The sequence below is a fragment of the Ruegeria sp. HKCCD9138 genome (genome assembly GCF_057220975.1).
In genome coordinates this window covers 224,514-237,393 of sequence record NZ_JBWVAZ010000004.1, presented here as the reverse complement: position 1 = coordinate 237,393, position 12,880 = coordinate 224,514, and the positions used below count along the sequence as shown (strand labels likewise).

General features: G+C 56.3%; 15 protein-coding genes and 1 tRNA gene. 7 read left to right on the top strand and 9 right to left on the bottom strand.

The features are described 5' to 3' along the window. Nucleotides 1-11: 11 nt before the first annotated feature. A complete protein-coding gene (dusA, locus tag AC2TEL_RS09170; RefSeq protein WP_480843256.1) occupies nt 12-1,007 on the bottom strand; it encodes a tRNA dihydrouridine(20/20a) synthase DusA in 996 nt (331 codons plus the stop codon). A 549-nt stretch (nt 1,008-1,556) separates the two neighbouring features. Between dusA and AC2TEL_RS09165 the strand changes: the two genes are divergently transcribed. Beyond that, nucleotides 1,557-3,200, top strand: a complete 1,644-nt coding sequence (locus AC2TEL_RS09165) for a PQQ-dependent sugar dehydrogenase (protein ID WP_480903323.1) — start codon at nt 1,557-1,559, stop codon at nt 3,198-3,200. A 129-nt stretch (nt 3,201-3,329) separates the two neighbouring features. On the opposite strand, the gene AC2TEL_RS09160 is transcribed toward AC2TEL_RS09165, so the two are convergent. Together AC2TEL_RS09160 and AC2TEL_RS09155 are read right to left on the bottom strand one after the other, a co-directional pair. Next, nucleotides 3,330-3,406: transfer RNA gene (locus tag AC2TEL_RS09160), tRNA-His, on the bottom strand. Between the two features lie 47 nt (nt 3,407-3,453). Continuing rightward, complete coding sequence (locus AC2TEL_RS09155; RefSeq protein ID WP_480843259.1) at nt 3,454-3,936, bottom strand: GNAT family N-acetyltransferase; 483 nt, start codon at nt 3,934-3,936, stop codon at nt 3,454-3,456. Between the two features lie 78 nt (nt 3,937-4,014). Here AC2TEL_RS09155 and AC2TEL_RS09150 point away from each other — a divergent pair, with 78 nt between their 5' ends. Further along, the gene (locus AC2TEL_RS09150) at nt 4,015-4,203 is read left to right on the top strand and encodes a DUF6324 family protein (protein ID WP_480843260.1); all 189 of its coding nucleotides are present in this window, start codon (nt 4,015-4,017) and stop codon (nt 4,201-4,203) included. A gap of 4 nt (nt 4,204-4,207) precedes the next feature. Here the strand turns inward: AC2TEL_RS09150 and AC2TEL_RS09145 are convergent, their stop codons facing one another. Next, nucleotides 4,208-4,639 (bottom strand): MmcB family DNA repair protein, encoded by a 432-nt coding sequence (locus AC2TEL_RS09145; RefSeq protein WP_480843262.1) that lies wholly within the window; start codon nt 4,637-4,639, stop codon nt 4,208-4,210. Between the two features lie 114 nt (nt 4,640-4,753). On the opposite strand from AC2TEL_RS09145, the gene AC2TEL_RS09140 reads away from it, so the two are divergent. Both AC2TEL_RS09140 and AC2TEL_RS09135 read left to right on the top strand, forming a co-directional pair. Then, on the top strand, nt 4,754-5,077 hold the full coding sequence (locus tag AC2TEL_RS09140; RefSeq protein WP_480843264.1) for an ArsR/SmtB family transcription factor: 324 nt from the start codon (nt 4,754-4,756) through the stop codon (nt 5,075-5,077). After that, nucleotides 5,070-5,495, top strand: a complete 426-nt coding sequence (locus tag AC2TEL_RS09135; protein WP_480903321.1) for an SRPBCC family protein — start codon at nt 5,070-5,072, stop codon at nt 5,493-5,495. Before AC2TEL_RS09140 ends, AC2TEL_RS09135 begins: the two co-directional genes overlap by 8 nt. A 214-nt stretch (nt 5,496-5,709) precedes the next feature. On the opposite strand, the gene AC2TEL_RS09130 is transcribed toward AC2TEL_RS09135, so the two are convergent. The 4 genes from AC2TEL_RS09130 to ribB are packed head-to-tail and all read right to left on the bottom strand — an operon-like array spanning nt 5,710 to nt 8,229. Then, complete coding sequence (locus AC2TEL_RS09130) at nt 5,710-6,015, bottom strand: hypothetical protein (protein ID WP_480843267.1); 306 nt, start codon at nt 6,013-6,015, stop codon at nt 5,710-5,712. Between the two features lie 59 nt (nt 6,016-6,074). After that, the gene (gene nusB / locus AC2TEL_RS09125) at nt 6,075-6,557 is read right to left on the bottom strand and encodes a transcription antitermination factor NusB (RefSeq protein ID WP_480903319.1); all 483 of its coding nucleotides are present in this window, start codon (nt 6,555-6,557) and stop codon (nt 6,075-6,077) included. Further along, a complete protein-coding gene (locus AC2TEL_RS09120; protein WP_480843270.1) occupies nt 6,554-7,105 on the bottom strand; it encodes a 6,7-dimethyl-8-ribityllumazine synthase in 552 nt (183 codons plus the stop codon). Before AC2TEL_RS09120 ends, nusB begins: the two co-directional genes overlap by 4 nt. Nucleotides 7,106-7,107: 2 nt before the next feature. After that, nucleotides 7,108-8,229 carry a 3,4-dihydroxy-2-butanone-4-phosphate synthase gene (gene ribB, locus AC2TEL_RS09115; RefSeq protein ID WP_480843271.1) on the bottom strand — a complete coding sequence of 374 codons (1,122 nt, stop codon included), beginning with the start codon at nt 8,227-8,229 and terminating at the stop codon, nt 7,108-7,110. A gap of 413 nt (nt 8,230-8,642) precedes the next feature. On the opposite strand from ribB, the gene AC2TEL_RS09110 reads away from it, so the two are divergent. Further along, nucleotides 8,643-9,632 (top strand): phosphatase PAP2 family protein, encoded by a 990-nt coding sequence (locus AC2TEL_RS09110; protein ID WP_480903317.1) that lies wholly within the window; start codon nt 8,643-8,645, stop codon nt 9,630-9,632. A gap of 3 nt (nt 9,633-9,635) precedes the next feature. Here the strand turns inward: AC2TEL_RS09110 and AC2TEL_RS09105 are convergent, their stop codons facing one another. Further along, nucleotides 9,636-10,223, bottom strand: coding sequence for a riboflavin synthase (locus AC2TEL_RS09105; protein ID WP_480903315.1), 588 nt, complete (start codon nt 10,221-10,223; stop codon nt 9,636-9,638). Between the two features lie 164 nt (nt 10,224-10,387). Between AC2TEL_RS09105 and AC2TEL_RS09100 the strand changes: the two genes are divergently transcribed. Together AC2TEL_RS09100 and AC2TEL_RS09095 are read left to right on the top strand one after the other, a co-directional pair. After that, on the top strand, nt 10,388-11,653 hold the full coding sequence (locus AC2TEL_RS09100; protein ID WP_480903314.1) for a capsule biosynthesis protein: 1,266 nt from the start codon (nt 10,388-10,390) through the stop codon (nt 11,651-11,653). 92 nt (nt 11,654-11,745) lie between these two features. Further along, nucleotides 11,746-12,879, top strand: coding sequence for a polysaccharide biosynthesis/export family protein (locus AC2TEL_RS09095; protein WP_480903312.1), 1,134 nt, complete (start codon nt 11,746-11,748; stop codon nt 12,877-12,879). Nucleotide 12,880 lies beyond the last annotated feature (1 nt).

Here is a 12,880-nt window from a genome sequence, read left to right as displayed (position 1 = left end):
GCTGGGCCGTATCAAACCGCTCGATCCACCCGTGACAGTGGTTCGACGCAGGCCAGGGCCTGCAACACCACCTCAGGGCCCGCATGTTCGCGTACCGCGCCTTCGGACAAGGTCCTGCGCCAACCGCGCGCTCCGGGGCGGCCTGCGAACAAGCCCAACATGTGGCGGGTGACCTGGTGCAGACGCCCACCCTTGGCAAGGTGTCGGTCAATATAGGGCACCATTTTGTGTACGGTGTCCACCGGATCAACTCTCGGTCCGGTGCCAAAAACCTGCAGATCTGCTTCGGCCAGAATATCAGCGGGCTGGTGATAGGCCGCGCGTCCGATCATCACACCATCCAGCCCGGCCTCAAGATGCGCGCGGGCCTGCGAAAGCGAGGTAATGCCGCCGTTGATCGAGATATGAAGGTCGGGAAAAACTGTCTTCATCCGATGCACCAGATCATAATCCAATGGCGGAATATCTCTGTTCTCTTTGGGGCTTAGCCCCTGAAGCCAAGCCTTGCGGGCATGAATAGTAACGCGCTGGCATCCTGCAACCTGAATCTGGTCGAGAAAAGCCGGCAGCACTTTCTGCGGGTCTTGTTCATCAACGCCAATTCGGCATTTGACCGTAACCTCGACATCCACGGCCTCGCGCATCGCGGCGACGCAATCCGCGACCCGGCCGGGTTCCTTCATCAGAACCGCACCGAACGTCCCCGACTGCACCCTGTCCGATGGGCACCCACAGTTCAGGTTAATTTCATCATAGCCCGCATCCGCTCCTGTTTTGGCCGCTTGGGCCAGCTCTTTGGGGTCGGAACCACCCAACTGCAACGCCACTGGGTGCTCTGCCGGATCATGATCCAACAGGTGCAATGCCCCGCCCCGCACCAGCGCCGGCGCAGTGACCATTTCGGTGTAGAGCAACGTCTCGGCACTCAGCAGCCGGTGAAAGTACCGGCAATGCCGATCTGTCCAATCCATCATGGGCGCGCAGCTCAAAGCTGCGTGTCGGCGCATTTTTTCTCTTCTTTCTTTAGACACCTGCCCAATCCCCAAATGCTCAAAACGCGCAACTAGCATAAAAGAATTTCCAAGATAAACCGAATTCGGTGCGAGGACGGACGGCGGCCGCGTCGATTTTGGATAGGTACGGCCTGCAACGTCGCTGGAATCTGGCGCGAAACGCCTTTTCTCGCAAACAAGTCAATCGTCAGCACGTGGAACCAGCAATGAGTTTTTGGTTCGACAGCCCAGAAACCAAGTTGCGATTGATAGGATGGTAACCTGAGGAGGCCACCGAAAGGCATTTCCTTGCGCCGCCGCTCAGGTTTCCACAACCGACCGTTGTGGGAGTTCTCGACACCAGTCGAGACTGGTTGCAGAAAATGCAAAGAAGAGCAAAAACATACGCTTGATTCCAATGCGATGCTGATCCCGCAAGATCGCAGAAGAAATTTTGAACTCTGTTTCTTTCTACTAGGTTGCTATTATGCTCAGCCTTGCAATCCTTTGCCGCAGGTACGGGCAACTTTCTGCTTGGCGAGTTCAGTGTGAGGTAAAAGTGCGATGAATTTATTTTTGAAGGCTGTTTTTGTTTTGTTTCTTGGCGGCGCAACCATGGGAGCGGGTGCGGCAATAGTGCACTACAACACTGCGCCATATCGGGCGGCAAAAAAGGCAGTAAAAAGCGTTTTCCCAAAGGATTCGGCGGACGAACACTATTACGAAACAATCCTTTTCGCACTTAGGGGTGAAGAGTTTGTTGTTCCCAGAACTCGCGAAGGGTCTGGCGGCGCATTGACGGAAATTGATGGCGATGTGCTTTTGCTAACCCACGAGGGGGAATTCTTCCATGTCGTCGACTCATCGGATGTCGAGAAACTTGATATTGCGCCGCCATTTAATGGTCTGGAAGCCTATATCGCCGATGCTGAGGACAAATTCTCGCATTTGCGGCATGAGTTTACCACTTTCCGCTACAACGACGTCATGATTGTGAACAAACCCGGAAGGCGCGAACTTTATGTGTCCTTCACGCGCTACGTTCCGCAAGAAAACTGCTTTCACAACACGATTGCGCGGGTGCGATTGCCAACTAAACACATCCGGGCGACGGAGCTTTCAGAGACAGATTGGGACGTCGTTTTCGATGCAGCGCCATGCATGCCGATCACGGAAACGTTTGTCGCGATCGAAGGCCACATGGCAGGTGGACGCATGGCTTTCGATGGTGTTGAAACAATCTATTTAGGCTCGGGCGACTATCACTTCGACGGAGAACACGCGGACAGAATTATCGCTCAGGACAGTGCATACCAGTACGGAAAAGTCATTGCGCTCAATCTGGACACTCTCGAAAGCCGCATTGTTTCGGTTGGAAACCGCAATATGCAAGGCGTCGCTTATCTGGATGGCGACCTATTCGTCGTTGAACACGCATCTCGTGGAGGCGATGAGCTAAACCTTATCAAAGAGGGTGCGGACTACGGTTGGCCCTCCGTTACACTCGGCACATCCTACGAGAAAACACCAATGCCGATCCCCGATCCCAAGGACTACGGGCGGCACGACGGTTATGAGAAACCGGTCTTTTCGTGGCTTCCATCGGTTGCGATATCCAGCCTTAACGCAATTGACGGATTTCATGCCTCCTGGGACGGCGACCTGCTCATGGGGTCCCTGAAGGCGCGGAGCCTGTTTCGGATTCGCGTGGAAGAGGGGCGGGTTCTCTTCGCGGAACACATATTCATTGGTGAGCGGGTGCGATATGCTCTGCAACAGTCGGATCGCATTGTCCTGTGGACCGATTCAGGCAAGCTTATTTTCCTTGAGATCGAACCTTTTGGAAAAAATAAATCCCACGTAGACGATGCAATTGCCGCGATGAACCTGTCAGAGAACGAGGCGGAAACATTGGCGCAGGTATTTTTGGGTTGTCAGGAATGTCACTCCGTTCAACCGAACGAAAACCAGAGCGCCCCGAGCCTCGCCGCCGTGTTTGGTCAGCCAATTGCATCGCGACCTTACGATGGATACTCGGAGGCCCTGACCCGCAAGGGTGGCAATTGGACACGCGAAAACCTGTTTGCTTACCTCAGCGACACCGGCGCGTTCGCTCCTGGTACGCTGATGCCAGCGGCCCGTTTGCAGGGTCCGAATGAAGTTCACTCGGTCATCAACCTTTTGGAACAGCTTTCGGAGCTTAACTGAAGGGCCATTAGTGTGGCTGGTGTGTTCAGAGTACGGCAACAGCCTGCTTTGGTCGCGCCGTCACCGATTGCGACATACCGGACAGCAATACAAGCTATTGTTATTGTGTGTTTATTTCGTCGTGAGAGATGGTACCGCCTCCCTGGCTTGAACAGGGGACCTCTGGATCCACAATCCAGCGCTCTAACCAACTGAGCTAAGGCGGCACTCGTGAAGGGCGATGTACCGAACGCGTGCGGGGAATGCAAGGGTATTAAAGCCGAATTCTCCAGCTTTGTTCGACAAGATCGACGCCGAAAGAATGTACCGGTTTGCTGTCGATAAGCTGCCATCCGAACGCCCGATAAAGCGCGCAGGCGGCCGAGTGGCTTTCGTGCGTCCAAAGAACCATGTCTCGGTAACCGGACTCGCGTGCGAACTCCATGCAGGTGCGTAGAAGGCGCTTGCCCAGACCCTGCCCGCGCACCTTTGGTTCCAACAGAAACAGACGCAGTTTGGCCGTCCGGTCATCGTGCGAAACGCAAAAGATGCTTCCCAGTCGCACAGCGTCTTTTTCCGCGATCCAGCCCCGTTCCCGTGTCGCGTCATGACCCGCCACGAATTCGTCGAGAATACGCGCGACCAACGGGGCAAAACTGTCATCAAAGCCTTCATCCCGGGTGTAGTGGGCCCCGTGACGCTCGATCAGCCAGGGGGCGTCATCCGGGCGGAACAGTCTGATTGTAATATCATCCATGCCCTATTTGACCGCAGAGGCCGCTTGATTCTCAACCCGCTGCGCGCTAGCACAAACGCTCAGTCCCCGGAGGCGCAAATGGGCATAAACACCGAACGCGATATCGAAGCTAACCTGCAAATCGGCCCGACCGATCAGGGCATGGTGCGCTTGTTCATCGAGGCACCGGGCACCGAAATACCGATGGATTTCGACCCCGAAGAGGCCGAGGAAATCGCGGATGAGATTCGCGCCGCGGCTCAGGCAGCCAGGGCGGTGAAAGGCTGAGTGGTCAGACCCGTGGGTCCCGCAATGCCTGTAACCTGCGAGCGGCATCTACGGCAAATTTCTGAATCATCTTCTTGCGACGTGCCGGTGCCAGTTTGCTTTCCGGCCCCATTCGCAGAATCTCGGCATCATAAGCGTCAGCGATAATCAACCCGGTCTCAGGTGGCAACAGATCGGTCGGGAACTCGGTATCCACCGCCCAGAAAAACCGATCGCACCATTCCAGGTAACCCTGCCATTTCGAGTCCGACTGATAGTCGGCCCGGCTGGATTTGCATTCGATCACCCAGATCTCACCCTTGGGACCCAGCCCCATGACGTCGACCCGCAATCCGCGCGCAGGCACGAATTCCTCAATCGAAACATAGCCATGAGACGCAAGGTGCCGCGAGACACCGCGTGCAAGTTTCTGTCCGGGCTGCAACTCCATGGTCATTTCAGGAATGTGAACAATTCGTGAACAAAAAGCAAGTACACCTGAATACTTGACATGATACCATTTGGTACTCTATTTAAATGATACCAAAAGGTATCGTAAATGAGAGAACTCATGGACCATCAAACCCAAAACGCGTTTCGCGCCCTCGCCGACCCGACGCGTCGCGACATCGTTCGCATACTGGCAAGTCAGGACATGACCATCGCTCAGCTGACCGACCAGTTCGACATGACGCGCGCTGCGGTCAAAAAGCACCTGACGGTGCTTTCCGATGGTGGGCTGATCACGGTCGAGTCCAAAGGCCGCGAGCGCATCAACAGACTTGAACCTGCGGGAATGACGCCCGTTCTGGACTGGCTCAGATATTTCGACCGGTTCTGGGATGACCGCCTTGCCAACCTGAAAGACGCAATTGAAAGGAAAAGACATGACTGACGCTGTATTGCAAAAGACGATCTTCCTGCGAGCAGATCCCGAATCCGTCTGGGATTACCTGACCGAGCCGGGCCGGTTGGCCGAATGGTTTCACAAACCCGAACGCCGTTTGGCCGCTGGCCAAAAACTTGAGATGTTTGGCACCACCAGCGGAGATCTTCTGATTTGGGGAGAAGTTCGCGCGGCCCGTCGGCCAGAATACCTTGAGTATACTTTTACCGTGAAGCCCATGGGCGATGCCGTCAGCGTGGTCAAATGGACCCTGGAACCGGTTGCGGGTGGAACCCGCCTTGGGCTGCTGCATGAAGGCCTGCCACAAGGTGCCGAGGCGTTCGGCCTGATCCTTGCCCTGGATAACGGCTGGGACGAGCATTTCGGCAAGATGCGCACCGCCTTGCACGAAACTGTTGACGCGTGACCCCTTGTGCAAACCCGCCGCACGCCCTACTTAGGCGCGTGGCGGGTTCTGCCCTTCTCGTGTCCGGCAGCATTCCGGTGGCCTTAAGCAATTCCGAGGGAGCTGGCTCTGTTCAGGTCCTGGCCTGATTACCCGGCGCCCACCTGTATACACAGGTCCTCGGGAATCAAAGCCCCACGGTTGACTGGCGGTCCCGCCACATTTCTTTCGAAATTCAACGCCCTGCGCGGGCTTCCTGCTTTGCGACCATTGGTTCAAAGCTGTGGGCAACCGGCGTACCCCGCCGAGGGCCTTTGGGCTTTTCGGCCATATTCATGATCGCGTAAGCGAATTGAACACCGGCAAAAACGATCCCATTCATGAACCAGATCATCAGCAATGCGATCAGACCGATGTCCGAACCGGTGATCAAATGGCGCAGATTGGCGACGTTCAGCGCCAGAAGTACCCCGACAAACACGGCCGAGATGACGAATCCCCAAGCAACCTGAGTGATATAAAGACGGATCAATTTGGGCATTAGGAACCTCCTTGCGCCATGACATTCAGCTTAGCGCATGTCTGTTCCGGGTAAAGGCGTCAGAACGCCTCGGGCTTGGCCTCGCGCGCCATGTGATCCAGAACAGCGTTGACGAATTTGGGCTCTTTCCCTTCCGGGAAGAACGCGCGGGCCACGTCAACGAATTCGGTTATGACCACTTTGGGCGGCGTGTCGCTGTGGGTCAGTTCAGACGCTGCCGCGCGGAACAGGGCGCGCAGAGTTGGGTCGATGCGCGCAATCGGCCATTTGGCCACCAGCGCACGGTCGGTCATCTGGTCAATGGGCGCCTGATAATTCACTGCATTGTCGACCAGCGATCGGAAGACTGCGATGTCTCCATCCAGCATTTCTTCGCCCTCGTAGACAGCGCCGAAACGGTGATCCAGAAACTCGTTTACGACCTGTTCGGTCGTCTGCCCGGATTGCTCCATCTGGAACAGTGCCTGCACAGCATAGAGCCGGGCAGCGGATTTCATCAGGCGTTTCTTGTTAACCGGTTTCGGCGCGTCTGTCTGGGTCATGCGGTCGTGGATCCGTTGTTGTCGCCCGCCACAAGGATGGACTCGGACGGAGGTTTGAAGCCGACGCCCTTTTGTGAGGCGCCCCACTTACGGCTGAGCGCGATCAGATGCAAGGCCGCGGCGGCCGCTCCGCCGCCTTTATTCATCTTTTCGGGATTTGCGCGAACTTCAGCCTGATCGTCATTCTCGACTGTCAGGATGCCGTTGCCGATGCAAAGACCCTGGAGACCCATCAGTTGGATCGCGCGGCTCGAGTCGTTACACACTGTCTCATAATGCGTTGTCTCACCGCGAATGACGCAGCCCAGCGCCACGTAGCCGTCGAAATTGCACTGACGGTCGGCCATGGCGATTGCAGTGGGGATTTCAAGCGCGCCGGGCACCTCGGCCACTTCACAGGTGCCACCTGCTGCTTCGATCTCGGCCTTTGCACCGGCCACAAGGTTGTCGGCAATTGCACGGTAGAACGGAGCCACCACAATCAGCAGTTTCACCGGCTTGTCAAAAGTCGGCGTCGGAAGCACGCCATGTTTGTCTTGTTCAGCCACGATCAGTCATCCTTGAGAATGGAGCGGGTCCCGACGATGGACAGGCCAAAGGCGTCGAGCCCCAGATATACGGTTTCCGGCGAGTCGGTCAGCAGCACCAGTTCCTGAATACCCATCTTGGACAGGATCTGAGCACCAAGCCCGGTTTGCTTGATGGTGCGCGGGCCTTCTTCCTCGGTGGCGTACAGAGAGTTGCGCGGCTGGCGGAACAGGCACACCACTCCGCGACCTTCATTGGCGATCTTCTCCATCGCGCGCGGCAGTTCCTGCGGAGATTTCGGGCCGAGACCCAGTATGTCCGGTGCTTCGTGCAATGCGTGGGTGCGGGTCAGTACCGGCTCGGGCGTGGTAATGTCGCCTTTGATCATGACCACGTGCTCGATTCCGTGGGTCTGATCGGTGAACAGGCGCATCTCCCACTCGCCACCATATTCCGACGTCACCATTTCCCGAGACGTCTCGACCACCAGATTGTCATTTCGCGAACGATAGGCGATCAGGTCGCTGATCGTGCCGATCTTCATGTCGTGCTCTCTGGCAAACTCCACCAGATCCGGAAGGCGCGCCATGGTGCCGTCAGGCTTCATGATCTCGCAGATCACGCCCGAGGGGTTCAACCCCGCCAGTCGCGAAATATCCACTGCAGCTTCGGTATGGCCTGCACGCACCAGCACCCCTCCCCGCTTGGCCCTTAGCGGGAAGATGTGACCCGGTGTCGCGATGTGGGCCATCGTGTTTTGTTCGTTGATCGCCGTCGCCACCGTCAGAGCACGGTCTGCCGCCGAAATGCCGGTGCTGACACCTTCGCGCGCTTCGATCGAAACGGTGAACGCGGTTTCATGACGCGACGAGTTGTTCACCGCCATCATCGGCAAGCCCAGGGCATCCACCCGCTCTGCCGTCATCGGCAGGCAGATCAACCCGCGACCGTGGGTCGCCATAAAATTGATCGCCTCGGCATCCGCGAATTCGGCGGGGATTACCAGATCGCCTTCATTCTCGCGATCCTCGTGGTCGACCAAAATATACATCCGGCCCTTGCGCGCCTCTTCGATGATATCCTCGATCGGGCTGATCGCATCGCGCAGCTGGGCCTCAACCGGTCCGGGGGTTTCAAAGCTCATGGGGCAGCCTTTCACAAGAGCATGTTTGTTGGGCGGGATAGACCAGTGTGGGCCCAATGACCAGACGACAATCGACTGACCTACCTAAAAGTGCAGTCTGGCTGTGTATTGTGATGTGCAAATCCATGTGACTTCGAATGCATTCAGACCCGTCGCCATGGTGACGACAAAGCACTTCCCCCATCCAACGCAAATGCTGCTAGCACACACAAACGCACAAGCAGTTAGCACCAAAAAAAGCCTCGGTGCAATTGTCCACAAAAATGCCCAAATCAGGTCGTTGGATTGCCCAAGCTTACCCCCAATGAATAACCGACGCACCATGAATTTGATGAGACAAAGCGACTGTGTTTTTTTCAACAGAATTACCCCAACAAAGGTCCTACTTTTCGGGAGTTGTCAGGCGAAACAGGTTGTTAATTTCCATCGTGTCGCTGCATGTACTCTGCGGGATAGCTGTTAGTATCTACACGGGCCGCTCTTACTGGGCATCCACTGCACCAAACATCCTGCATAGTTTCACCACGCTATCTATGTTTATAGCGTCAAACTACTTTCTTTGGCGGCTGGCTATTGCGGTTGTCAAAGCGAAACCCTCCAAGCCAATTCACTGGATGCTTTCCGACCTGAGAACGACGCTTTCGGACCGGGAGAGAACTTCTGACGCGATTGTATGCTACCTGAGCATTGTACCGCTAATCGTTACGTTTTCGTATCTCAAAGACGAAATACCCAATTTGGTTGCGTATTCATGGGATCCTTTTTTTGCCCAATTGGACAGAACCCTTCACCAAGGTCATGACGTATGGACGCTCCTCTGGCCTGCCCTGGGTTCCCCATATGTCACAACCGCGATCAACATGGCTTATCATGGTTGGTTCGTCCTGATTTACATAGCGGTCTGTCTCGCCTGCTTAGACCGTCGCGATCCTGACAGAAGCACTGTTTTTCTGGTCGCCTTCGCACTGAGCTGGGCCATCGGCGGCAATCTTCTTGCCACTATCTTTGCCTCTGTCGGTCCAGTCTACTATGAGGCATTTGGCTTTGGCGACACATTTACACCGCAAATCGAGTTGCTTCGTCAATCACATGAGATTAGCCCAGTCTGGGCTCTGGAGTGGCACCAACTCCTGCTTGACGGGTATTTCAACGGCGGACCAATCAGCGGCATCTCGGCCATGCCCAGTATGCATGTTTCCAGCAGCGTTTTGCTAGCTATCTATGGTTTTTCATATTCACGGTATCTCGGTGCAGCCCTGACCACCTTCGCCGCGGTCATCATCCTAGGATCGGTTCATTTGGCCTGGCATTACGCTGTCGATGGCTATGCTTCGATTGCCCTCGCGTTCGCCATATGGTGGGTTTCCAAGAAGCTGACTGCCCGGTTTGGGCCGTCCACCTAATCGTCAGGAAACTTCGGCCAGTCTGGCGACGTACCGGGCCAGAGTATCGATTTCCAGGTTCACTCTGTCGCCGACCGCGACACCGCCCCAGGTCGTCACCACTTTGGTGTGCGGAATAAAATTGATGCCGAAATCACATCCGTCGACATCATTAACTGTCAATGACGTGCCATTCAGCGCCACGGAACCTTTTGGTGCAATAAAGCGCGCCAAATCCTTCGGTGCACGCAAGGTCACTCGTGTGCTGTCGCCCTCATCCTTGAGGTCAACGACCTCGGCCACTCCATCCACGTGGCCTGAAACAATGTGTCCACCAAGTTCGTCCCCAACCTTGAGCGCCCGTTCCAGATTGACCCTTTTGCCAACTGTCCACGTGTCGAGATTGGTCTTCGAAACGGTCTCGGCGCTGATTTGCACGTCATACCAGCTATCTCCCAGGGCGATTACGGTCAGGCAAACCCCGTCGCTGGCAATGGACGCACCGATGTCGATGCCCGCCGTGTCATAATTGGTGGCAATCCGCGCGCGAAGGTCACCTTGCTGATCCAACTCAGTAACAGTGCCGACATCGGTAACGATCCCTGTGAACATTCTATTAACCCTCTTGCGTCTAGGTTTCAGAGCCGAGGTAAGCCCAAGCGGCCGAACGGGCAAGCCCTGCCTTGCCCGGAATTGTGCAAACAGGCATAGTTTAGGGAATAATCACGAACAGAGCAGCACCATTGCCTCCTATTGCAACCAAACCAGACAAGCGCGTGTTCCTGTTTCTTCAGGGACCGCACGGCCCGTTTTTCAGCGCTCTGGGTCGCATTTTGCGGGCTTCGGGCGCGACTGTTTTGCGGGTTGGGTTCAACGCCGGAGATCAGGCTTTCTGGTGGGATCGGGAAAGCTATGTTGCTTTCCATGGCTGTCCGGACGACTGGCCAGATACTCTCAGCAGCCTGATGGACGACCATGGCGTGACGGATATTGTGCTCTATGGTGATACGCGCCCGGTTCATGCCAGCGCCGTGGAAATCGCCCATCGTCGGGGCGCGACCGTCCATGTGTTCGAAGAAGGCTACCTGCGTCCCTGGTGGGTGACTTATGAGCGCTCGGGATCGAACGGCAACTCCCTCCTGATGGACCTGACTGTCGATCAGATGACTCAGGCAATGGCGCATTCGGAAAATCCCGCGCCACCGCCGCCATCGCATTGGGGCGATATGCGGGAACACATTTTCTACGGCGCGCTGTATCACTGGTTCGTTTTGTTCCGGAATGGCCGTTATCGCAATTTTCGCCGTCATAGAGAGTTGCCGGCCTCAAAAGAATTCAAACTATATTTCAAACGTTTGGCACTGATGCCTCTCCACCGCATCCAGCGTAGCTTGGCCACGGCCCGCGTCAGACGAGGCGGTTTTCCTTATCACCTGGTCTTGCTGCAACTGGGGCATGACAGTTCCGTCCAGGCGCATTCCGAATACGCCACAATGACCGAATTCGTCGAACAGATGATTGCCGGCTTCGCCCAGGGCGCCCAAGCGCATCATAGACTTGTGATCAAAGAGCACCCATTGGAAAATCAACGCGAACCCCTGCGGAAACGAGTACGGGATGCTGCGCGCGCGCACGGAATTGCCGACCGCATCCACTATGTGCCCGGTGGAAAACTGGCGCGCTTGCTGGATGAGGCCAGTTCGGCCGTGACAATCAATTCAACCGCGGGTCAGCAGGTGTTGTGGAGGGGTATTCCGCTAAGAAGTTTCGGGCGTTCTGTCTACGACAAACCCGAATTCGTCTCAAAACAATCTGTTGAGGCGTTCTTTACAACCCCCACCGCTCCGGACAGCGAAGCCTACCAAAGGTATCGCGACTTCCTGCTGAGCACCAGCCAGGTTCCGGGCGGATTTTATTCCCGGCGCGGGCGGCGGCAGTTGTTGCGGCGGGCGGTGGATATGATGCTGCGGCCGCAAGATCCATACCAGACGATCCTCGCCGGTAACGCGACCATGACGCCACAGTTGAAAATCGTTAGGTAGAGCGCGCCACCATTGGCTGGATGTTTTGCAACAAAATGAGTAGCCTGCGCAAAACAATAAAACACAACAAAGACGACTGAGGGAAATCGGCAGTGCAGCGATCTCGAAACCGATGGGTACGGGCAGCGTCCCTTTTGGCTGTTTGCGGCCTTTTGTCAGCGTGTCAGCTTCCCAAAGCCGGGCCAAACAAGACCGAAATTCTGTCCGGATCGACTGAAAACGGCGGCAACGCCTTTGTTGTGGAAGTCGATGATCGCGTTGCGAATGCGACTTCTGCCATACCGCATTACGGGTTCTCTCAGTCCTTTCGAAACGCGCAGAGTGTTACTGCGGATACCGTGCGGCCGGGGGATGTTCTGGGACTGACGATCTGGGAAAACGTCGATGACGGCCTGCTGACCACCGAAACCGGCGGTGCCACGTCGCTGGACGAAGTACAGGTCGACAGCGAGGGGTATATCTTTGTGCCCTACGCCGGTCGCCTGCGTGCCGCAGGCAATACGCCCGAGCAATTGCGCAACCAGATTTCCCAGAAGCTTCAGGAGCAGACGCCTGACCCGCAAGTGCAGGTGCGACGTGTGGCGGGCAAAGGTTCGTCGGTATCGCTGACGGGCACCATTGGTCTTCCGGGCATTTACCCGATCGAACAGCCCACCCGCACCCTGTCGGGTATGCTGGCCAATGCCGGTGGCGTGACGGTCGCCACGGATATCGCGCTTGTGACGGTTATCCGCAATGGGACAAAGGGCACGATCTGGTACGAAGATCTGTTCCGCAATCCGGAAACCGATATCGCACTGCGGGGCGGTGACCGCATTCTGGTCGAGGAAGACAGCCGATCTTACATCGCACTGGGCGCAACGGGCGGCCAATCCCGGGTCGCCTTCGACAGCCAGGATCTGTCAGCGCTCGAGGCCCTGGCCCAGGTGGGCGGGCTGCAATCCCTCTCCTCGGACCCGACTGGTATCTTTGTATTGCGCAAGGAGCGTCAGGACATTGCCCGCAACGTTATGGGACAGCCTAACTTGGAAGGCGATCAGCGCGTGATCTACCTGCTGAACCTGACCGCCCCAAACGGGCTGTTCATCGCCCGCGATTTCGTCATTCGCGACGACGACACGATTTACGTAACCGAGGCACCCTACGCGCAATGGTCCAAGTCCATTTCCCTCATCGCGGGCGGTCTGACCCCATTTGCGAATGTGGCGACCTTGACGGGCGGCTAAC